Annotated in this window: 22 protein-coding genes and 1 other annotated feature; all 22 genes read left to right on the forward strand. The window is 36.3% G+C overall.

What is annotated here, in order from left to right:
* The first annotated feature begins 370 nt into the window (after positions 1-370).
* Positions 371-1,651, forward strand: a complete 1,281-nt coding sequence (ftsA, locus tag BKP35_RS15115; protein WP_071314202.1) for a cell division protein FtsA — start codon at positions 371-373, stop codon at positions 1,649-1,651.
* 51 nt (positions 1,652-1,702) lie between these two features.
* Complete coding sequence (ftsZ, locus tag BKP35_RS15120) at positions 1,703-2,833, forward strand: cell division protein FtsZ (RefSeq protein ID WP_071314203.1); 1,131 nt, start codon at positions 1,703-1,705, stop codon at positions 2,831-2,833.
* Positions 2,834-3,220: 387 nt separating this feature from the next.
* On the forward strand, positions 3,221-4,141 hold the full coding sequence (gene spoIIGA / locus BKP35_RS15125; protein ID WP_071314204.1) for a sigma-E processing peptidase SpoIIGA: 921 nt from the start codon (positions 3,221-3,223) through the stop codon (positions 4,139-4,141).
* A gap of 48 nt (positions 4,142-4,189) precedes the next feature.
* Entirely contained in the window at positions 4,190-4,909 is a 720-nt protein-coding gene (sigE, locus tag BKP35_RS15130) for an RNA polymerase sporulation sigma factor SigE (RefSeq protein ID WP_071314205.1), read from the forward strand.
* A 243-nt stretch (positions 4,910-5,152) separates the two neighbouring features.
* A complete protein-coding gene (gene sigG / locus BKP35_RS15135; protein ID WP_071314206.1) occupies positions 5,153-5,938 on the forward strand; it encodes an RNA polymerase sporulation sigma factor SigG in 786 nt (261 codons plus the stop codon).
* Between the two features lie 115 nt (positions 5,939-6,053).
* A complete protein-coding gene (locus BKP35_RS15140) occupies positions 6,054-6,293 on the forward strand; it encodes a YlmC/YmxH family sporulation protein (protein WP_071314207.1) in 240 nt (79 codons plus the stop codon).
* A 131-nt stretch (positions 6,294-6,424) separates the two neighbouring features.
* Entirely contained in the window at positions 6,425-7,243 is an 819-nt protein-coding gene (pgeF, locus tag BKP35_RS15145; protein ID WP_071314208.1) for a peptidoglycan editing factor PgeF, read from the forward strand.
* 14 nt (positions 7,244-7,257) lie between these two features.
* Complete coding sequence (locus tag BKP35_RS15150; RefSeq protein WP_071314209.1) at positions 7,258-7,935, forward strand: YggS family pyridoxal phosphate-dependent enzyme; 678 nt, start codon at positions 7,258-7,260, stop codon at positions 7,933-7,935.
* 142 nt (positions 7,936-8,077) lie between these two features.
* On the forward strand, positions 8,078-8,494 hold the full coding sequence (locus BKP35_RS15155; protein ID WP_071314210.1) for a cell division protein SepF: 417 nt from the start codon (positions 8,078-8,080) through the stop codon (positions 8,492-8,494).
* A gap of 25 nt (positions 8,495-8,519) precedes the next feature.
* Positions 8,520-8,780 carry a YggT family protein gene (locus BKP35_RS15160; protein WP_071314211.1) on the forward strand — a complete coding sequence of 87 codons (261 nt, stop codon included), beginning with the start codon at positions 8,520-8,522 and terminating at the stop codon, positions 8,778-8,780.
* A 15-nt stretch (positions 8,781-8,795) separates the two neighbouring features.
* On the forward strand, positions 8,796-9,569 hold the full coding sequence (locus tag BKP35_RS15165; protein ID WP_071314212.1) for a YlmH family RNA-binding protein: 774 nt from the start codon (positions 8,796-8,798) through the stop codon (positions 9,567-9,569).
* Between the two features lie 96 nt (positions 9,570-9,665).
* A complete protein-coding gene (locus BKP35_RS15170) occupies positions 9,666-10,160 on the forward strand; it encodes a DivIVA domain-containing protein (protein WP_071314213.1) in 495 nt (164 codons plus the stop codon).
* 49 nt (positions 10,161-10,209) lie between these two features.
* Positions 10,210-10,458 (forward strand) — a binding site (T-box leader).
* Between the two features lie 54 nt (positions 10,459-10,512).
* Complete coding sequence (ileS, locus tag BKP35_RS15175) at positions 10,513-13,272, forward strand: isoleucine--tRNA ligase (protein ID WP_071314214.1); 2,760 nt, start codon at positions 10,513-10,515, stop codon at positions 13,270-13,272.
* A gap of 73 nt (positions 13,273-13,345) precedes the next feature.
* Positions 13,346-13,531 carry a hypothetical protein gene (locus BKP35_RS19675; RefSeq protein ID WP_169819241.1) on the forward strand — a complete coding sequence of 62 codons (186 nt, stop codon included), beginning with the start codon at positions 13,346-13,348 and terminating at the stop codon, positions 13,529-13,531.
* A gap of 58 nt (positions 13,532-13,589) precedes the next feature.
* On the forward strand, positions 13,590-14,282 hold the full coding sequence (locus BKP35_RS15180) for a TraR/DksA C4-type zinc finger protein (protein ID WP_071314215.1): 693 nt from the start codon (positions 13,590-13,592) through the stop codon (positions 14,280-14,282).
* Between the two features lie 256 nt (positions 14,283-14,538).
* Positions 14,539-15,003: a signal peptidase II gene (gene lspA, locus BKP35_RS15185; protein WP_071314216.1), complete on the forward strand. Its 465-nt coding sequence runs from the start codon at positions 14,539-14,541 to the stop codon at positions 15,001-15,003.
* Complete coding sequence (locus BKP35_RS15190) at positions 15,003-15,926, forward strand: RluA family pseudouridine synthase (protein ID WP_071314217.1); 924 nt, start codon at positions 15,003-15,005, stop codon at positions 15,924-15,926. Before lspA ends, BKP35_RS15190 begins: the two co-directional genes overlap by 1 nt.
* A gap of 279 nt (positions 15,927-16,205) precedes the next feature.
* Positions 16,206-16,757 (forward strand): bifunctional pyr operon transcriptional regulator/uracil phosphoribosyltransferase PyrR, encoded by a 552-nt coding sequence (gene pyrR / locus BKP35_RS15195; RefSeq protein WP_071314218.1) that lies wholly within the window; start codon positions 16,206-16,208, stop codon positions 16,755-16,757.
* Positions 16,758-16,896: 139 nt separating this feature from the next.
* Positions 16,897-18,219 (forward strand): uracil permease, encoded by a 1,323-nt coding sequence (uraA, locus tag BKP35_RS15200; protein ID WP_071314219.1) that lies wholly within the window; start codon positions 16,897-16,899, stop codon positions 18,217-18,219.
* A 289-nt stretch (positions 18,220-18,508) separates the two neighbouring features.
* The gene (locus BKP35_RS15205) at positions 18,509-19,414 is read left to right on the forward strand and encodes an aspartate carbamoyltransferase catalytic subunit (protein WP_071314220.1); all 906 of its coding nucleotides are present in this window, start codon (positions 18,509-18,511) and stop codon (positions 19,412-19,414) included.
* Positions 19,407-20,693 carry a dihydroorotase gene (locus tag BKP35_RS15210; RefSeq protein WP_071314221.1) on the forward strand — a complete coding sequence of 429 codons (1,287 nt, stop codon included), beginning with the start codon at positions 19,407-19,409 and terminating at the stop codon, positions 20,691-20,693. The genes BKP35_RS15205 and BKP35_RS15210 overlap by 8 nt, the downstream gene beginning before the upstream one ends.
* Positions 20,690-21,784 (forward strand): carbamoyl phosphate synthase small subunit, encoded by a 1,095-nt coding sequence (locus BKP35_RS15215; RefSeq protein ID WP_071314222.1) that lies wholly within the window; start codon positions 20,690-20,692, stop codon positions 21,782-21,784. Before BKP35_RS15210 ends, BKP35_RS15215 begins: the two co-directional genes overlap by 4 nt.

Genomic DNA, 21,784 nt, shown 5'->3' on the forward strand with positions numbered 1-21,784 from the left:
AAAAAAGGGAATGGAAACTATTTGTTGAATACTAACTTATTAATAGAAAAAATTTACCTTTTTATTATTTTCAATGAATTTCATATTTTATATTATCGCCATTAAGTAACTATATGTAGTTGCGTTAATGCGTTCGTAACTACATATAGTTTGATATGGCTCAATTTAGGTAATTATGATATTCATCCTATTAAAAAGCTCTAAATTTTTAAGTATAAGTGAAACTAAGGCTTGCCTGCTCTTAAAAGGACTAGGCTCGCCAAGTTTCCCATAGATGTACAAATGTATATTTTCCTTCCCTAATATTATCCTTATACGGGGTTGTTTTAAACGGAACTATAAGCTTATTATTTAAAGGAGGTGCCAAAGAATGAACAACAAGGAAACTTATGTAAGTTTAGACATCGGTACATCTAATGTTCGAGTAATTATTGGAGAAATTACTAATGGGTCATTAAATATCATAGGCGTAGGTAATGCAGTGTCTGAAGGAATCAAAAAAGGTTCTATCGTTGATATTGATGAAACTGTTCGTTCCATTCGCAAGGCAGTTGAACAAGCAGAAAGAATGATAGGTATGTCAATTGAGAATGTTATTGTTGGTGTTTCAGGTAACCATGTACAACTTCAACAGTGTCACGGAGTTGTTGCAGTTTCTAGTGCAGATCGTGAAATAGGAGAAGAAGATATTAGTAGAGTCATTGACGCTGCTCAAGTTTTTTCTATTCCACCCGAAAGAGAAATTATAGATGTAATTCCGCGGCAATTTATTGTTGACGGATTAGATGAAATTACCGATCCAAGAGGGATGATAGGTGTACGTCTTGAAATGGAAGGAACGATAATTACAGGTTCTAAAACGGTTTTACATAATTTATTACGTTGTGTTGAGCGTGCTGGACTTTCAATTGCTGATATTTGTCTACAACCTTTAGCAGGCGGGTCTGTAGCCGTCTCAAAAGATGAAAAAGGTTTAGGTGTTGCTCTTGTGGATATAGGTGGAGGTTCAATGACTGTGTCTATTTTCGAACAAGGCAACTTACAAGCTACATCAGTAATTCCGATTGGTGGGGATCATATTACTAATGATATTTCTATCGGACTTAGAATTTCCACGGAAGAAGCTGAACGAGTCAAAGAGAAGTATGGACATGCCCACATTGACTTAGCATCAAAAGAAGAAATGTTTAAAGTGACGAAAATTGGTAGCGATCAAAAAGAGGAGTTTTCACAAAACGAGCTATCATATATTATTGAACCTAGATTAGCTGAGATGTTTCAACTAATTGAAAGTGAAGTTTATAAACTAGGATACGGGGATTTACCTGGAGGGTACGTTTTAACTGGTGGAACTGTAAAAATTCCTGGTATACTAGAATTAGCTAGAGAAATTTTGCAAAATAGTGTTAGAATTGCAATACCTGATTATATTGGGGTGCGTGAGCCTCAGTATACGAATGGGGTTGGCTTAATCCAATTTGCCCATCGTAATGGGAAAATTCAAGGTAAAGAAATTGCAACTACACTAGGAAACTTGGAGCATGAAGAAGCGGAAGAAAGAAATGAAGCTCCTTCTAAAAAGAAGGATACATCCCAAGGTCAGAATGTAAAAAAGAAAGTTTCTAGTTGGTTTAAAGTATTTTTTGAGTAATTTAAATATGGATTTTATTCGTGGAGACATGATTGATTGGGGGACCTTATAATGTTAGAGTTTGAAATGGATATGGACCAGTTAGCAAAAATTAAAGTTATTGGTGTTGGCGGTGGCGGAAGTAATGCCGTTAATAGAATGATTGAAAATGGATTGCAAGGTGTTGAGTTTATTGCTGTTAATACAGATGCACAAGCACTGCACTTGTCAAAAGCAGAGCATAAGCTTCAACTTGGAGGAAAACTTACGCGTGGTTTAGGTGCGGGTGCTAATCCAGAGGTTGGTAAAAAAGCGGCGGAAGAAAGTAAAGAGCATATCGAAGGGATTTTATCCGGTTCAGATATGGTATTTATCACTGCTGGAATGGGTGGAGGAACTGGTACAGGTGCAGCACCTGTAATCGCTGAAATCGCTAAAGAAATTGGCGCCCTAACCGTTGGTGTCGTTACTCGTCCGTTTACATTTGAGGGTCGTAAACGATCGACTCAAGCTGCAGGAGGAATTAGCGACTTAAAAGAAAAAGTAGATACATTGATTGTGATTCCTAACGATCGTTTATTAGAGATCGTTGATAAAAATACACCAATGTTAGAAGCGTTTCGTGAGGCAGACAATGTATTAAGACAAGGTGTTCAAGGTATATCAGATTTAATTGCTGTACCTGGTTTAATTAACCTTGATTTTGCCGATGTGAAGACAATTATGAGTGATAAAGGGTCAGCTTTAATGGGGATCGGCGTTGCTACAGGTGAAAATCGTGCATCAGAAGCCGCAAAAAAAGCAATTTCTAGTCCTTTATTAGAAACTTCAATTGATGGTGCGCAAGGCGTACTCATGAATATTACAGGTGGAACGAACTTAAGCCTTTATGAAGTCCATGAGGCAGCAGAAATTGTATCAAGTGCATCTGATCAAGAAGTGAATATGATTTTCGGATCTGTCATTAATGAAAATCTTAAAGATGAAATTATCGTAACTGTCATTGCTACAGGGTTTAGTGATCAAGAAAATATGAAAATTTCAAAACCAACACAACCTGTAAAAGCTGGTGTAACGAAAAAAGCTCCAGTACAACATGAGGAAACTCATGTAAGCGACAGAAAACCGCAAGGACAAGCTCAACAAGAGTCGATAGACACGTTGGACATACCAACTTTCTTAAGAAATCGTAGAAATCGATAATTAGAAAAATACAAATGCTTGTCGAAAATAGTGTACTTTCTTAAATTATAACCTGAGACATACTCAAAAATGTTGGTCACGTAATCGTGATCAACATAACGAGTATGTCTTTTTGTATGTAGACGATTAAATCTTCATGAGCGTTTTGTTTGAAATTAATCTTGGTGGCATGCTGTGCTTTCACAGCGTTTAAGCGGTATGCGACAAATAAAGTGAAAAATCACTAAAATTTCCTCTATTCTATCGGCATAAACTGACAGACTTATAAATAAGATTTGATATATACTAGTCTCAAATCTTTTAGAGGATGTTCGGAAATTTGGAATTGATTATCCTTATTTGAACACACACTTTAAGAACTATTTCATTTTTTAGAAAGGAGAACATATGGCTATATATTTAGATGTCATATGGTTTCTAAATTTTTGTATTGATTTGTTATTACTATTATTGACAGGAATCGTTTTAAAGAGAACTCTAGTAAAGTGGAGGATACTATTAGGATCTCTGTTGGCATCAAGTATTATTTTTTTACTTTTAACACCTTATAGCGCACTTTTTTATCATCCTGTTTTTAAGGTAGTTCTTTCAGTATGTATAGTTGTTGTTACTTTTGGATTCAAGAAATTTTCCTACTTTATTCAAAATCTCCTAACCTTTTATTTCGTTAGCTTTATATGCGGAGGTGGACTTATTGCACTACATTACTTTTTCAATAACGAAATGGTCATTTTGAATGGAGTAGTCTCAACAAAGTCTACGGGATTAGGGACACCTTTAAGCTGGCTATTAGTAATTATCGGATTTCCTATCCTTTGGTATTTTTCCAAAAAAAGATTTGAGCAAATTGAAGTTCGAAAAATTAAGTACGATGAGATTGTAGATGTTGCTCTTGCCATTAATGAAATTGAATTCCATTTAAAAGGGTTAATTGATAGTGGCAATCAACTTCAAGATCCACTTACGAAAAGGCCTGTTATGATAATAGATATGAACGAAATGCAAAATAAATTCCCTAAAGATATAGTCGAGCAAGCCAAACATCCAGAAATGATTGGAGACTCTTCTTTTTCAATCAATAAGGGGTGGGAAGAAAAGTTATGTATTATTCCTTATCGAGGTGTCGGCCAAGTCAACCAGTTTATTATCGGCGTAAAACCAGATCGAGTAGTAATTACATTACAAAAAGGTGAACAGTTACAATGTAATAATGTTGTTTTAGGGTTAAACTTTACTAATCTATCATCAGATGGCGATTTTCACTGTATACTCCATCCTCAAATGCTTGTACAAGGGAAAAGCGCATAACGGTTCTTCGCTAAGTATGATGTTCTAAAAACTTTAGGAGGTTCATAAATGCAAAAACTGAAATTAAAATTGACATTAATGTGGTACAAACTATTAATGAAATTAGGTATTAAAGCAGATGAAATTTATTACATAGGTGGAAGCGAAGCACTCCCTCCACCACTTTCAAAAGATGAAGAAGAGCACTTATTAAGTAAATTACCTACTGGAGATAAAGCGGTAAAATCGATGCTGATTGAACGAAATTTACGCTTGGTCGTTTACATAGCGAGAAAGTTCGAAAATACAGGAATTAATATTGAAGATTTAATTAGTATTGGAACCATTGGATTAATTAAGGCGGTTAATACGTTTAATCCAGAAAAGAAAATTAAGCTTGCTACTTATGCGTCGAGGTGTATTGAAAACGAGATTTTAATGTATTTGAGAAGGAATAATAAAATACGCTCAGAGGTCTCTTTTGATGAACCGCTTAATATCGATTGGGATGGGAACGAACTTCTTCTTTCTGACGTATTAGGAACAGAGGAAGATATCATTACAAAAGGAATGGAAGAAAAAGTTGACCGTAAATTACTCGTTAAAGCACTTCACACGTTAAATGCAAGAGAAAAACAAATTATGGAACTTCGCTTCGGTTTAGCAGGTGGAGAGGAAAAAACCCAAAAGGATGTAGCTGATTTATTAGGGATTTCCCAATCGTATATTTCAAGGTTAGAAAAAAGAATTATTAAACGTTTAAGAAAAGAATTTAATAAAATGGTTTAGTTGATGAATGTTGAATTTTGAGAGTTGAATTAATGAGGGAGTATAAGCTCATTTCCCATTAATTCAAGAAATTATACTCAAAATTCAGCATTTATTTTTTTAAAAAATTTTTTAGCCGTTTACTCCTTTGTTTATCAATGATTTCACGAAAAAGTAATTTCCACGTACGTGAAGTAGTGCATATTTTTCCCACCAGAGGAGATACTTACACTTGTACATCAACTCCTGTAAGGAGGGAAAGAATTGACACGAAATAAAGTTGAAATTTGTGGTGTTGACACAGCCAAACTGCCAGTACTTACGAACAAAGAAATGCGCCAATTATTTGAAGAACTTCAAAGTGGTGACGAAACAGCAAGAGAAAAGCTAATCAACGGAAACTTAAGATTAGTATTAAGTGTTATTCAGCGTTTTAACAATCGTGGGGAATACGTTGATGATTTATTTCAAGTAGGTTGCATTGGATTGATGAAATCCATTGATAACTTTGATTTAAGTCAAAATGTGAAATTTTCGACTTATGCAGTACCGATGATTATAGGGGAAATTCGACGTTATTTACGTGACAATAATCCAATTCGAGTTTCTAGATCGCTTAGGGATATTGCTTATAAGGCATTACAAGTAAGAGACTCATTAATGAGTGAAAAATCTCGAGATCGCGAACCGACGATCTTAGAAATTGCTAAAGTATTAAATGTTCCAAAAGAGGATATTGTCTTTGCCCTTGATGCGATCCAAGACCCTGTATCATTATTTGAGCCAATCTATAACGATGGCGGTGACCCAATTTATGTCATGGATCAAATAAGTGATGAAAAACAAAAAGATATTCAATGGGTCGAAGAAATAGCTTTAAAAGAAGCCATGGTACGATTAAGCGAGAGGGAAAAAATGATATTAGACATGCGCTTTTTCCAAGGGAAAACTCAAATGGAAGTCGCAGATGAAATTGGCATTTCTCAAGCGCAAGTGTCACGTCTTGAGAAGGCAGCCATTCAACAAATGAATAAGCACGCTAAAGCCTGAATAATAAAAGAGGTAAACGTCATCGTTTACCTCTTTTTATTTTTTAAAATGTAAATATATCGAGCGCTAGTACATATATATGTATTACAATCAATTGAATTGGAGGGAAGATATTATGTTAAAGATTTCTGATATTCAAGCTAAGGAAATTGTTAATGTGTCGGATGGGAAAGTGTTAGGTCATATTGGAGATTTAGATATTAATTTAGATACAGGAATGGTTGATTCTATCATTATTGGTGGAACAGGGAAAATGCTTACCTTTTTAGGAGGAAGAGAAACAGAGGTCGTGATTCCATGGAAAAATATTATTAAAATTGGTTCAGATGTGATACTCGTTCGACTAGAAGATTAAAACGAACAAAGTCTATTTGTAAATAGAAAAATATGTTAGAATAAAGTAACTCGCTGTAGAAAAAGATTGCGTTAATTAAGCTATGTAGACTAGCTTTTTAGTTTATAAAATGGTGTAGGGAAGTGTCCTTAGTGCAAAATGAGCCTTTTGTTTTACAAAATCAAAATAATTTAACGATAAAACCGTTCGGACAGCTAGAAAATAGTCCGGTAGTCGGATTTTCAACGAGAAAAAGTGGGTATAGTCTTAATCCATACGCTTCGTTAAATCTTGGCCTTCATGTCGATGATGAGTGTGATAAAGTTATTGGAAATCGTAAAAAATTGGCAAATGACATTGAATTTCCATTGGATCGATGGGTATTCTCTGAGCAAGTACATGGCAATAAGATAAAAAAGGTGAAAGAAGCTGATTGTGGAAGCGGTACATTACACATGAATGATGCGATTAAAGGTACGGATGGAATGTATACGACAGAGAAAAATATTCTTTTGGCAAGTCTTTATGCGGATTGTGTTCCTCTTTACTTTTTTTCTCCGATATACAGTACGGTCGGTTTAGCTCATGCAGGCTGGAAAGGTACAGTTGCCAAAATTGGTCCAAATATGATCCGCATTTGGTCTGACAATGAAAACATTCCTTTACAATCGATTTACGTCGCTATTGGTCCGTCCATTTCACAACAAAATTATGAAGTAGATCATTACGTAATTGATAAAGTAAACGATGTTATCACGAGCTCAAATGATTTATCGTACAAAGAAATTGGAAATAATAAATATTTATTAGACTTAAAGCAACTAAATAAACAGTTACTTATAGAGGCAGGAATAAGAGAAGATCATATATTTGTTTCTAATTTATGCACTTTTAATGAAAGTGAGCTGTTTTTTTCATATCGTCGCCAAGAACGAACAGGAAGAATGATGAGTTTTATTGGAATGAAATAAAGGAGGTATTTACGTTGACAGTAAAAGAGAATTTAGAAACAATTCAACAGGACATTGAGCGGGCCTGTCAACGAGTTCAAAGAGATGTAAACAGCGTTAAGATTATCGCTGTGACGAAATATGTGAGTGATGAGAGGGCACTTGAGGCAATAGATGCAGGCATAGCACATATTGGGGAAAATAGGGTAGAAGAAGGTAACCGAAAGTGGCAAGTGCTAGAAGGAAAAGGAACGTGGCATTTCATTGGTACTCTTCAATCCCGGAAAGTCAAAGAAATGATTGAAAAATTTGATTATATTCACTCTCTTGACCGACTGTCACTGGCAAAAGAAATACAGAAACGAGCTACCAAAAAAGTTAAATGCTTTGTGCAAGTAAATGTTTCTGGCGAAGAAACAAAACACGGCATAGCAGCTACTGAAGTGATTGATTTTATTAAAACAGTAGAACAATACTCACTAATTGAAGTTGTTGGTTTAATGACGATGGCTCCATATGTGGAAGAACCTGAAGAAACTAGACAATATTTTCAACGGCTTAAACAAGTCCAAAAAGATGTACAAGCCCTTCGTTTAAGTTTCGCCCCGTGTACAGAACTTTCTATGGGAATGTCGAATGACTATCAAATTGCTGTCGAAGAGGGAGCAACTTTTATAAGGCTCGGAACTTCGTTAGTGGGGAAAGAAATTTAAAAATTAAAAATTTATAATTAAGACTTATTAAAGTGCGTGACGCAATTAATTAAGCCTTGCTTAGTCTTAGTCTAAAAAGATTGTGTATACTTCTTTTTGAAACTTACGGATTATAAATTAAGGTTTAAAGGGAGAGAATGAAATGAGCTTAAAAGCTAAATTTAAGCGTTTTTTTGAACTAGAAGATGAAGAGTCAGTGGCTAAAGAAAACTCCATTGATATTGATGAAGAATATTTACCACGAAATCAAGAAAAAAAAATAGAAAAACAAAATGTCGTTAGTATTCAAAGTGTGCAAAAGTCCACAAAAGTAATGATAATTGAGCCAAAAACGTATGAAGAAGTCCAAGATATCGCAGATCATCTTAAAAATCGTAAAGCTGTAGTCATTAATTTGCAACGAATTGGGCATGAACAAGGAAAACGAATTGTCGATTTTTTAAGTGGAACAGTGTATGCTATAGGAGGGGATATTCAAAAGTTAGGAGAAAATATTTTTCTCTGTACTCCTGATAACGTTGATGTTGCAGGAACAATTTCGGATATTCTTTCTGAATAAATATTAATTAAGTAGGTGGTAGAAAATGGGTATGATCGAGGGTATTATAATTCAACTTTTGTATTTATATTCTTGGGTAGTAATTGCGTATATTTTAATGTCATGGTTTCCGAATGCTAGAGAATCATCGATTGGTCAATTTATCGGGTCGATTGTTGAACCTTATTTAGCGCCGTTTAGAAAAATTATTCCACCATTAGGAATGATCGATATTTCTCCAATCGTGGCAATTATTGCATTACGTTTTGCTACGTACGGTGTAAGTGCAATCTTCTCAATGTTTTAAAAGGGTTGAATATGTATGACTATTTATGATCACTTCCGACCAGAAGAACGATCATTTGTTGATCAAGTAGTAGGTTGGAAGGAATTTACAAATGACCGTTTCGTACATAAATTAACTGACTTTTTGGATCCTAGGCAGCAGCAAATTGCCTCAAGTATTATTGGACAAGGCCAAGATGTTCACATACAGTTTTCAGGGGGCACTATAAATGCAGAACGGAAACGGGCTTTTATATATCCTTCATATATTGAACCGAATATAAAAGATTATCAGTTAGTAGCCTTTCAAGTTCATTATGCGAACAAATTTGTGCAATTATCACACCGTGATTTATTAGGGTCTATGATGAGTTTAGGTTTAAAAAGAGAAAAGTTTGGTGACATATATATACAAGAAGAAAATGTTCAGATTGTTGTTGCTTCCGAAATAAGTAGTTATATTGAAGCTAACCTTCAAAATGTTGGACGAGCGTCGATAAGGTTGGAGAGTATTCCACTTTCAGGCTTAGTAATTGTGAACGAAGAGTGGATAGAAAAAACGATCACCGTTAGTTCATTACGTCTTGATGTGGTTCTTTCAGAGATATATCAATTATCTCGCTCTAAAATAGCCCCGTTCATAGAAAACAAAAGGGTAAAAGTAAACTGGAAAACGGTCGAACAAGCAGCTTTCCAGCTTGAAGATGGAGATTATTTATCAGTACGTGGCTTAGGCAGAAGTAAACTTATATGTACCTTAGGGAAAACTAAAAAAGATAAATGGAGAATTTCTGTAGGTTTACGAAAATAGTTGTCGCATTAGCAGGAACTTCTCTATTTATGTCGAATTAGCTACTATATTAGTACTTCGTTTTAAATTTTGATTAATTTTGGAGGTGGCAAATCAATGCCTTTAACACCATTGGATATTCATAATAAAGAATTTAATAGAGGTTTTCGTGGGTATGATGAAGATGAGGTAAACGAGTTTCTTGATCAAGTAATTAAAGATTATGAGATCGTCCTTCGGGAAAAAAAGGAGCTTGCTGATAAAGTAGCAGAACTTGATGAAAAATTAGCTCATTTTTCAAATATAGAATCAACACTTAATAAATCGATATTAATTGCACAAGAAACTGGTGAAGAAGTTAAGAGAAATGCACAAAAAGAAGCGCAACTTATCATTAAAGAAGCAGAAAAAAATGCGGATCGTATTATTAATGATTCGTTGTCAAAATCAAGAAAAATTGCATTAGAAATTGAAGAGTTAAAGAAACAAGCTTCCGTATATAAGATGAGATTCAAGATGTTGATCGAGGCGCAACTTGAAATGCTCGGAAGTGATGATTGGGAAGATATAAGTAAAGCTGATGAAACAAATGAATTTGTAAGAGAGAGTTAATCAGCTGCTTGACGTTCCATTTAATTTTTCATATAATACGATTAATTATAAAAAGGCGAAGACAGGGACAGTACTTTTACAAGTTCTTTTTTAGCGAATCAGGGACGGTGCAAGCCTGGTAAGAAGTTGTAAAATAGGAAAATCACCCTTAAGCCTCACACCGAACAATACTTTTAGCGTTTAATTTGCAAAGTTTTAAGTAGGCTGTGACGAGTCATTCACGTTACGGATTAAAAGTGAACAGTACAAAAAACTGTTTATTAGGGTGGTACCGCGGGTAAACCTTCTCGTCCCTTTATTGGGAGAGAAGGTTTTTTATTTTTCTAAAATTATATAGTTGGAGGAAGAGCGAATGGATTACAAAGAAACATTATTAATGCCAAAAACAGAATTTCCGATGCGTGGAAATTTACCTAATCGTGAACCACAAGTTCAAGAAAAATGGAATGAGTTAAATATTTACGAAAAAGTTCAAGAAAGGACGAAGGATCGCCCTTTATACGTGTTACATGATGGGCCTCCTTACGCTAATGGAGATATACATATTGGACATGCTTTAAATAAAATATTAAAAGATTTTATCGTTCGTTATAAATCAATGGCTGGTTTTTGTGCCCCTTACGTACCAGGCTGGGACACGCACGGTTTACCTATTGAAACAGCGCTCACAAAAAGTGGAAAAGTGAAACGAAAAGAATTAACAGTCGCTGAGTTTCGTAAAAAATGTGCTGAATATGCCCTAAATCAGGTGGATCGTCAGCGAGATCAGTTTAAGCGTCTAGGAGTTCGTGGTGATTGGGAAAATCCTTACATTACACTAGATGAACAATATGAAGCTCAACAAATTAAAGTTTTCGGAGAAATGGCGAAAAAGGGATACATTTATAAAGGTAAAAAACCAGTTTACTGGTCTCCATCCTCAGAATCTGCACTTGCTGAAGCAGAAATTGAATATCATGACAAGCGATCTCCGTCAATTTATGTTTCCTTTAATGTAAAAGATGGGAAATCAGTTTTAGCGGGGGATGAAAAAATTGTGATTTGGACGACAACTCCTTGGACAATTCCTGCGAATTTAGCTATTTGCTTACATCCAGAGTTAGAATATTCGGTTGTGGCAGTAAATGGTGAAAAATATGTAGTAGCTTCTGGGTTACTCGAGACTCTTGTAAGTGAATTAGAATGGGAAAACTATGAAGTCGTAAATAAAATTAAGGGTAGTGAATTAGAAGGAGTTACAGCTATTCATCCTCTATATGATCGTGAATCTTTAGTCATTCTCGGTGAGCATGTTACTTTAGAAGCTGGTACTGGTTGTGTCCATACAGCTCCTGGACACGGGGAAGACGACTTTATCGTTGGCCAAAAATATAACTTAGAAGTACTTTGTCCAGTCGATGATAAAGGAGTTTTTACAGAGGAAGCTCCTGGCTTTGAAGGGTTATTTTACGATACTGCTAATAAACCGATCACCGAACAACTTAAAGAAGCTGGAGCGTTAATAAAACTATCGTTTATGACGCACTCGTATCCACATGATTGGCGTACAAAGAAGCCGGTCATTTTTAGAGCAACGGCACAATGGTTTGCATCGATTAAAGACTTCCGTGAACAGTTGTTAAAATCAATTAAAGAAGTTAATTGGGTGCCTGGATGGGGAGAAACGAGATTATTTAACATGGTTCGTGACCGTGGAGATTGGTGTATTTCCAGGCAGCGTGCTTGGGGAGTTCCGATTCCGGTATTTTATGGCGAAGACAATGAACCGATTATTACCGACGAAACGATTGAACATGTTTCAAATTTATTTAGAGAACATGGCTCAAACATTTGGTTTGAATGGGAAGCAAAAGACTTACTTCCTGAAGGTTTTACATCTGAGCAAAGTCCAAATGGGCAGTTTACGAAAGAAACTGACATTATGGATGTTTGGTTTGATTCAGGATCTTCGCACCAATCGGTTTTAGTCGAGCGCGATGAGTTACAAAGACCTGCAGACCTCTATTTAGAAGGTTCTGACCAATATCGAGGTTGGTTCAATTCATCTTTATCAACTTCAGTAGCCGTTTCGGGTCGAGCTCCTTATAAGTCTGTCTTAAGTCACGGGTTTGTTCTAGATGGTAATGGCAGAAAGATGAGTAAATCATTAGGTAATGTCGTTATCCCTAACGACGTGATGAAACAATTAGGTGCTGACATTTTAAGGCTATGGGTAGCTTCTGTAGATTATCAAGCTGATGTGCGCGTATCTGATAAAATTTTAAAACAAGTGGCTGAAGTGTACCGAAAAATCCGTAATACGTTCCGCTTTCTTTTAGGGAATTTACACGACTTTAATCCAGCAACAGACCGAGTGTCTCTAACGGAATTACCTGAATTAGATCGTTATATTTTAATTAAGTTGAACAAACTTATTAAAGAAGTAAAGGGGAATTATGATCAGTATCAATTTGCAGGAGTTTACAATAAAATTCATAATTTCTGTTCGATCGAGCTTAGCTCTTTTTATATGGATATTGCTAAAGACACGCTTTATATTCAACATAAAGAGCAATTAAATCGCCGTGCTATCCAAACGGTTATGTATGATGTGTTAGTGTCATTAACTAAACTTGTGGCACCAATCCTTTCTCATACGGCAGATGAATTATGGCCATTTATTTCAGGAGTTGAAGAAGAAAGTGTACAGTTAACAGATATGCCTGAAGAAGATGCTTCTGTTTATGATGAAGTTATAGAAGAAAAGTGGGACAAAGTCATTGAGTTACGTGATGACGTGTTAAAGGCGTTAGAAAATGCTAGAAATGAAAAGAAAATTGGTAAATCATTAACAGCAGCCATTAAACTTTATCCAAATGAAGATGTAAAAGAACTTCTTACTTCAATTGGTGATTTAGAAAAACTGTTTATCGTATCTAAAGCGGAACTTGTAGGAAGTAAAGAATCTGCACCGAGCGAAGCTGAACATTTTGAAACGTTAGCTATAGCTGTAGAGCAAGCGAGCGGTGAAACATGTGAACGTTGCTGGGTAGTTTCAGAATCCGTTGGTAGCGAAACAGAGCATAAAACACTTTGTTCTAGTTGTGCCGACATCGTAAAAAATCATTACTAAAAATAGTTATCAATATTGTAAAAAGAAAACTAAGCATTTGTTTAAATCAAAAGCGCAAATGTTTAGCTAATCAATGGAAAAAGCAAAACAGGGCAACAGCCCTCGTTTTGCTTTTTCAAAACTCACCACTCAAAACTCACCACTCAAAACTCACCACTCAAAACTCACCACTCAAAACTCACCACTCAAAACTCACCACTCAAAACTCACCACTCAAAACTCAAATTGTGCATTATTTACTAATTGTTGTATCGGCTAATGATACTTTCATCAGGACAAACTATGTTCGAAGCCATCTTTTAAAGGAGGCCAATAAGATGGGTAAATATGATGACATTAAACAACAATTAATTGCTGAACAAAACCGCTTAAAAGAACGAATGAAAGAAGTCGATCGTTATGATTTAAATAAAACAATGTCTTTTTCTACAGGAGAGTTATCCCAATATGATAATCATCCTGCGGACACAGCAACTGATACGTATGAAAGAGGTAAAGACATTGCTCTTTTTGAACACATTACTCAACAGTATGAAGACATAGAACTTGCTTTAGAGAAAATAGAAAATAATACGTACGGGAAATGTGAAGTTTCGGGTAAAGAAATACCAATCGAACGGCTTCAAGCGTTGCCGACAGCGAGAACCTTAGCTGAATACAGTCAAGAAAAGGTTATTGCTAAAGAGCGACCTGTTGAAGAAGATGTTTTAAAAGGGTTTGAAAAATATAATTTTGACAATAACTATCGCGAAACGGAGTTCGATGCGGAAGATGCTTGGCAATCTGTAGCTAGCTTTAACGATAATTCAATGGTGTTTGAAGGTTCAAGTCTTGATAGTGGGGAAGAGCTTGTCGGATATGTAGAAGAATTAGAAGCTTTTGCCTCAACGAGTATTGCTGGGTATCAAGGTGATGAAAATATCGCTATTCAAAGAAATGTACATTACGACCATTATATGGACCAGATCGACCGTCTAGAAGCAAGTGATGAAGAAACCGATACGTATTAAAGGAATGTCTTAAACAAACGTGCGAGTTAGTCACCGTTTAAGACACTAAATATGGCACTGCCCCAAAATAAAGTGTCAGACACATATACTTATGGGGCAGTCCTTAATTTAGCATAAGTCTCTAGTGAACTGACACTTATGTGACACCCTCATTTTCATTGTTAAGTGATGTTTACACTAATAAGATTGTTCTCCCACTCCTCCTATGCTAAAATGCTATAGAGATGTGCAACATTGGAGAAGCGGAGGATCAATAGTGAAATACTACATACTAGCACTCATAATTTTAATTTTAGACCAATGGACAAAATGGATTGTAGTCACGCAAATGGAATTAAGGCAACAAATTCCGATTATTGAAAATTTACTTTATTTCACTTCGCATCGTAACAAAGGTGCGGCATTTGGAATATTACAAGGGCAGATGTGGTTATTTTTTATCGTTACTGTCATTGTCGTCGTGTTTGTCGTTTACTATATGAATAAGCATGCGAAAGAAAGTAAACTTTTAGGGATATCTTTAGGGCTTGTTTTAGGTGGGGCAATAGGGAATTTTATTGACAGGTTGTTCCGCGGAGAAGTTGTAGACTTTATCGATGTTTATATTTTCACATACGATTTTGCAATTTTTAATGTTGCCGATATGGCGTTAGTGATCGGTGTAGGGATTTTAATGGTACAAATATTTTTAGAAGAAAGAAACGCAAGGGAGAAAAAATAATGGAACAACATACATGGTTAATTGATGAAACAGCTGCAAATGAGCGATTAGATAAATGGCTAGCAGCTGGTGAAAACGAATGGTCACGAACACAAGTACAGCAGTGGATGAAAGATGGCGTGATCACAGTAAATGGTAACAATGTAAAAAGCAATTATAAGTGTCAATACGGTGATGAAATTATTTTAAACGTTCCAGAACCAGAGGCTTTGGATGTCGTTGCCCAACAAATGGATCTTGATATTGTATATGAAGATCAGCATCTACTTGTCGTTAACAAACCAAGAGGAATGGTTGTTCACCCAGCACCAGGCCATTTAACAGGTACGCTTGTGAACGGTTTAATGGCTCATTGTAACGATTTATCAGGTATTAATGGAATATTACGACCTGGGATTGTCCACCGAATCGATAAGGATACATCTGGTCTTTTAGTAGTGGCTAAAAATGATAAAGCTCATGATTCGCTCGTAAACCAATTAAAAGCGAAAACAACAATTAGGAAATATAAAGGGATCGTTCATGGTTCGATTGCGCATGATCACGGGACGATTGATGCACCTATCGGAAGGGATAAACAAGATCGCCAAAGTATGACTGTTACTGATGACAATAGTCGCGATGCAGTTACTCATTTCAGCGTAATAGAACGGTTCAATGAATTTACATTTGTAGAATGTAAACTTGAGACTGGAAGAACCCATCAAATACGTGTTCATATGAAATATATTGGCCATCCTCTAGCTGGTGATCCGAAATACGGACCTTCTCGTACATTAAAACTCCCTATCGAAGGGCAAGCTTTACACGCAGCAGTTTTAGGTTTTGTCCACCCTGATACAGGTGAAGAAATGGTGTTCGAAAAAGAGGCACCTGAAGACTTCCAACATTTATTAAATCATATTCGTAAAATTTCTCGTTGACACTTTTAATAAAGTTTGTAATAATACAATAGAACACAACACAACATAATATTCCCTTTAATTACAGTCCAGAGAGGCTGAGAAGGAACTAGAGAACGGTCAGGTACAGATTTAGTGTATCTGGATATTATCGTATGCTCAAAAACCTCTCATCTTCTGGTGAGAGGTTTTATTATTCTCTGAAAGTTAATTGTGGGTAAAATGTTAAGATGAATGTAAATAAGGTGTTAAAGATCAGTTTTTCTAAGAACGACAACCGCTATGTAAGGAAGTGATTAAATGGCAAAGGGTACCGTTATTTTGGATGAACAAGCGGTAAGAAGAGCATTGACAAGAATAGCCCATGAAATTATTGAACGTAATAAAGGGATAGAAAATTGTGTATTAATAGGAATTAAAACTAGAGGGATTTACATTGCTAATCGTCTTGCTGAACGAATTGCTGAAATCGAAGGTTCTAACGTCAGTGTTGGTGAAATTGATATTACACTTTATCGAGATGATTTATCTCATAAAAATGGAAATAAAGAGCCACTCTTAAAAGGAACGTCAGTCCCTGTTGACGTTAGCGAGAAGAAAGTAATTTTAGTTGACGATGTTTTATTTACAGGTAGAACCGTAAGAGCTGCATTGGATGCGATTATAGACCTTGGTAGACCATCGCAAATTCAATTAGCAGTTTTAATCGATCGAGGGCATCGCGAATTACCGATAAGACCTGATTATATTGGTAAGAATGTCCCAACATCAAAAAGTGAAAAAATTGTTGTCAAACTAAATGAAGTTGATGAATTTGATGAAGTAACAATTGAACAGAAAACCTCCCTTTAAACGAGTCCAGAGAGGCTTGCAAGGGGGTATACTCCTCTAACTTGAAGTGTGCCACTTGGTATATTTTAAGTAGAAGACCGTACCTCTTTGTGTAGCAAAGAGGTTTTTTGTATGTATTAAAAATAGAGGAGGATTTACATTGAATAACACAAAAGAAGTAGGAATTCGTGAAATACCAAAATTAGATAAGTGGTTAGTGTTAAGTTTACAACATTTATGTGCAATGTTTGGAGCAACTATTCTTGTTCCGTATTTAGTAGGGTTGAGCCCTGCAGTCGCTTTAGTGTCTAGTGGGTTAGGGACTCTTGCATACTTATTAATTACAAGAGGCCAAGTTCCAGCGTATTTAGGCTCGTCATTTGCATTTATTGCGCCAATTATTGCCGCAACTGCGATTGGTGGACCTGAAGGAGCGATGGTTGGAAGTTTTGTAGCAGGGTTACTATACGGGTTAGTCGCATTATTCATAAAAAAGAGTGGCGTTAACTGGTTAATGAACATTTTACCACCGATCGTTGTCGGTCCTGTAATTATGGTGATCGGTTTAGGTTTAGCTGGGGTTGCTATTGATATGGCAATGAACGTCCCAGGAACTGGTGAATATAACGGAACGCTTTTCACAGTAGCGCTAGTAACTTTAGCTATTACAGTAATAGCATCGATGTTTTTTAAAGGATTTTTTGGACTTATTCCAATTTTAATCGGAATTGTTGGTGGATATACGTTTGCCTATATTCAAGGGATTGTTGATATGACACCAATTAGCGAGGCAGCCTGGATTGCAATGCCTGACTTCATTGTTCCTTTCGTCACATATACACCTTCACTTTCATGGGAAATTTTATTGATCATGGTGCCAATTGCTGTCGTAACGATTTCTGAACACATCGGAGATCAAATGGTCTTGAGTAAAGTTGTAGGTAAGAACTTTATTAAAAAGCCAGGTTTACATCGCTCGATCTTAGGGGATGGAGTAGCAACAATGATTTCTTCATTCATTGGTGGACCACCAAACACGACATACGGTGAAAATATTGGAGTTATTGCCCTAACACGTGTATACAGTGTCTTCGTTATCGGTGGAGCTGCTGTAATGGCTGTTATGTTCGGTTTTGTTGGAAAAATTGCTGCACTAATTTCTACGATCCCTACAGCAGTAATGGGTGGTGTTTCCATCCTATTATTCGGTATTATTGCATCAAGTGGATTAAGAATGTTAATTGACAATAAAATTGATTTTGGTAAAAAACGTAACTTAATCATTTCATCAGTTATTTTAGTCATCGGTATCGGTGGAGCATTTATTCAAGTATCTGATAATATTCAAATTGCAGGAATGGCTTTAGCGACAATTATCGGTATCGTATTAAATCTTGTATTACCAGGAAGAGAAAAAGTTGATATGAATGCAATGTTTGCAGAAGAGTTAGAAGAAGAAAGAAACGAAAAGTCAGCAGCATAATAGTCATCCTTTAAATAAGTACAGAGAGACTTAAAAGGGTGTAATCGTCAGAAGTTAGGGGTAGTAATACTACTCTTCTTTCGAGCACCCTTATGATCAAATCATTTGGGTGCTTTTTTGTACCCTAAGAAAACGAAAACAGTTAGGAATTGAGTGAATTTCATAAAACCTAAAATGATCCATATCAAACTATATGTAGTTTCGAACGACTTAACGCCATTACATATAGATACGTAATGGCGATAATACTGAATTATGAAATTCATTAACTTGAAAGGAGATCTGTGAAATGAGACATTTACTGACGATTACGGAGCTTCATAATGAAGAAATTCTTGGAATTTTACTGGAAGCACAGCTTTTTGCAGAAGGGAAAATATGGACACCGACAAATGATAAATTTGTCGCCAATCTCTTTTTTGAACCGAGTACGAGAACGAAATTTTCTTTTGAAGTAGCTGAGAAAAAGTTAGGTTTGCAAGTACTTGATTTTGAGAGTCAATCTTCGAGTGTTCAAAAAGGGGAAACCTTATATGATACCGTAAAGACGCTTGAGGCAATTGGAGCTAACGCTGTTGTCATTCGTCATCCACAAGATCATTACTTTGATGAACTAGTAAATGGAATATCGATCCCGATCATCAACGGTGGTGACGGTTGTGGTCATCACCCGACCCAATCTTTACTTGATTTGTTAACGATCCAACAAGAATTTGCACACTTTCAAGGATTGAATGTCGTCATCGTAGGAGATATACGACATAGTCGAGTGGCAAGATCTAATGCCGATGTACTAAAAAGATTAGGAGCAAATGTTTATTTTTCAGGACCAAAGCAGTGGATGGATGAGGCAATTACGAAAGGTAATTATATTCCGATGGACGAAGCAGTTAAAATCTCTGATGTGATGATGATGCTACGAATTCAGCACGAGCGTCATACATGTAAAATGATTTCATCGAAAGAAGAGTATCATCAACTTTTCGGTTTAACCGAAATTAGAGAAGCGAATATGAAAGAAAAAAGTATTATTATGCACCCAGCCCCGATTAATCGTGATGTTGAGATTGCGAGTTCGTTAGTTGAATGTGAACGATCTCGTATCTTTAAACAAATGACTAATGGGGTAGCGGTTCGACAAGCAGTATTAAAATCTGCACTACAACATAAAGGGGAGGTTGTTTTTAATGGCTAAATTATTAAAAAACGGCAAGTTACTTGAAAAAGATGGTTCGCTACAGAATAAAGATATTTTAATTGAGCAAGATGTGATTATCAAAATCGAGAGTGAAATCCCAGAAGCGAACCATGAAGTTATAAATGTAGGCGGAAATATCATCCTTCCAGGTTTTGTTGATCTTCACGTACATTTACGCGAACCAGGTGGTGAATATAAAGAAACGATTACAACTGGGACAAATGCAGCTGCTCGCGGTGGCTTCACAACGATTGCAGCAATGCCGAACACGCGACCAGTTCCAGATTCAAAGGAACAGTTACAGTGGCTGAATCAAAGAATTGAAGAAACCGCCGCTGTGAGAGTTTTACCGTATGCTTCGATTACCGTGCGTGAGTTAGGTAAGGAATTAACAAACTTTGAAGAGTTAGCCGGCGAGGGTGCATTTGCTTTTACGGATGATGGTGTCGGTATACAGGATGCAAGTATGATGTTACATGCTATGAAAGAAGCAGCTAAAGTTGGCAAAGCGATTGTTGCTCATTGTGAAGAAAATACATTAATTAATAAAGGTTCAGTACATGAAGGAGATTTCTCCGAGAGGTTTGGGCTCAAAGGAATTCCTTCTGTTTGTGAATCAGTACATATTGCTCGAGATGTGCTGCTAGCAGAAGCCACGGGTGTTCATTATCACGTATGTCATATTAGTACAAAGGAATCTGTTAGAGTGGTTCGTGACGCAAAGCGAGCAGGCATCCGTGTAACTGCAGAAGTATCGCCACATCATTTATTATTGTCAGACGAAGATATTCCAGGGATAGATCCAAATTTTAAAATGAACCCTCCGTTAAGAGGGATTGAAGATAAAAAAGCGTTAATTGAAGGTTTATTAGATGGAACGATCGATTTTATTGCTACAGACCATGCTCCACACTCCGAAGAAGAGAAAAGTGAGTCGATCGAATTAGCACCATTTGGCATTGTCGGCTTAGAAACGGCATTCCCACTTTTATATACTCATTTCGTTGAAAAAGGCATCATTTCTTTAAACGAATTAGTCGCACTATTAACTTCAAAGCCTTGCGAAGTGTTTGAATTGCCTTATGGAACGATACAAGTTGGTAAAAAAGCGGATATTACTGCAGTAAATCTTGATGATGTAGAAAAAATAGATCCGACTACATTTTTATCAAAAGGAAAAAATACACCTTTTGTAAACTGGGAATGTAAAGGTTGGCCAGTACTTACAATGGTAAACGGAGAAGTTGTTTGGAAAAAAGGAGGAGAGGTTCAATGAAAAGACAATTAATTTTAGAAAACGGTGAAGTATTTGTAGGACATGCATTCGGAAGTGATAAGGAAATGGCAGGAGAGGTTGTATTCAATACTGGTATGACTGGGTACCAGGAAATTTTATCAGATCCGTCTTATTGTGCACAAATTGTTACATTAACTTATCCGTTAGTTGGAAACTACGGGATTAATCGTGACGATTTTGAATCTATTAAGCCTTCAATTAACGGTTTAATTGTAAAAGAAGCGGCAAAACAGCCTAGTAACTGGAGAAATGAAGAAACGCTTGATGAACTTTTAAAGGCTAACGATATCCCTGGTTTGGAAGGGATCGATACGAGAAAGCTTACTAGAATGATCCGCGAGCACGGTACACTTCGAGGGAGACTATGCTCTATGGAAGTCGATGTCGATGCAACAGTCAATGAACTAACAAGTATGTCATTAATTAAAAATCAAGTTTCGCTCGTCTCAACGAAGCAATCTTATGCAAGCCCTGGAAGAGGGTATCGTGTCGTTTTAATAGATTTCGGAATGAAAAAAGGGATTTTAAGAGAACTAAACAATCGTGGCTGTGATGTTGTTGTCGTCCCTTATAATACGAAAAGTGAAGAGATATTACGATTGAATCCTGATGGCATTATGTTAAGTAATGGGCCTGGAGACCCAATGGATGTACAAGAAGCAGTTGCAGTATTAAAAGACCTTATTGGAAAGGTACCGATTTTTGGAATTTGTTTAGGTCACCAGCTTTTAGCGCTGGCATGTGGAGCTAAAACTGAAAAATTAAAGTTTGGACATCGTGGCTCTAACCATCCAGTAAAGGAATTAGTAACTGGTAAAGTCGATATTACTTCGCAAAATCACGGATTCACCGTAAAAGCCGAGTCGCTAGCAAAGACAAAATTAGCGATAACGCACGTAGCTGTAAATGATGGAACAGTAGAAGGAATTGAACATACTGAGCATCCTGCATTTAGTGTTCAATATCACCCGGAAGCATCACCAGGGCCAGAAGACTCGAATGAACTTTTTGAACGGTTTATGGAATTAATGAAAAAAAATATCGAAACAAAAGCTGTAGCTAGGGGGTAA

It is taken from the genome of Anaerobacillus arseniciselenatis, assembly GCF_001865995.1.
Lineage (GTDB): Bacteria > Bacillota > Bacilli > Bacillales > Anaerobacillaceae > Anaerobacillus > Anaerobacillus arseniciselenatis.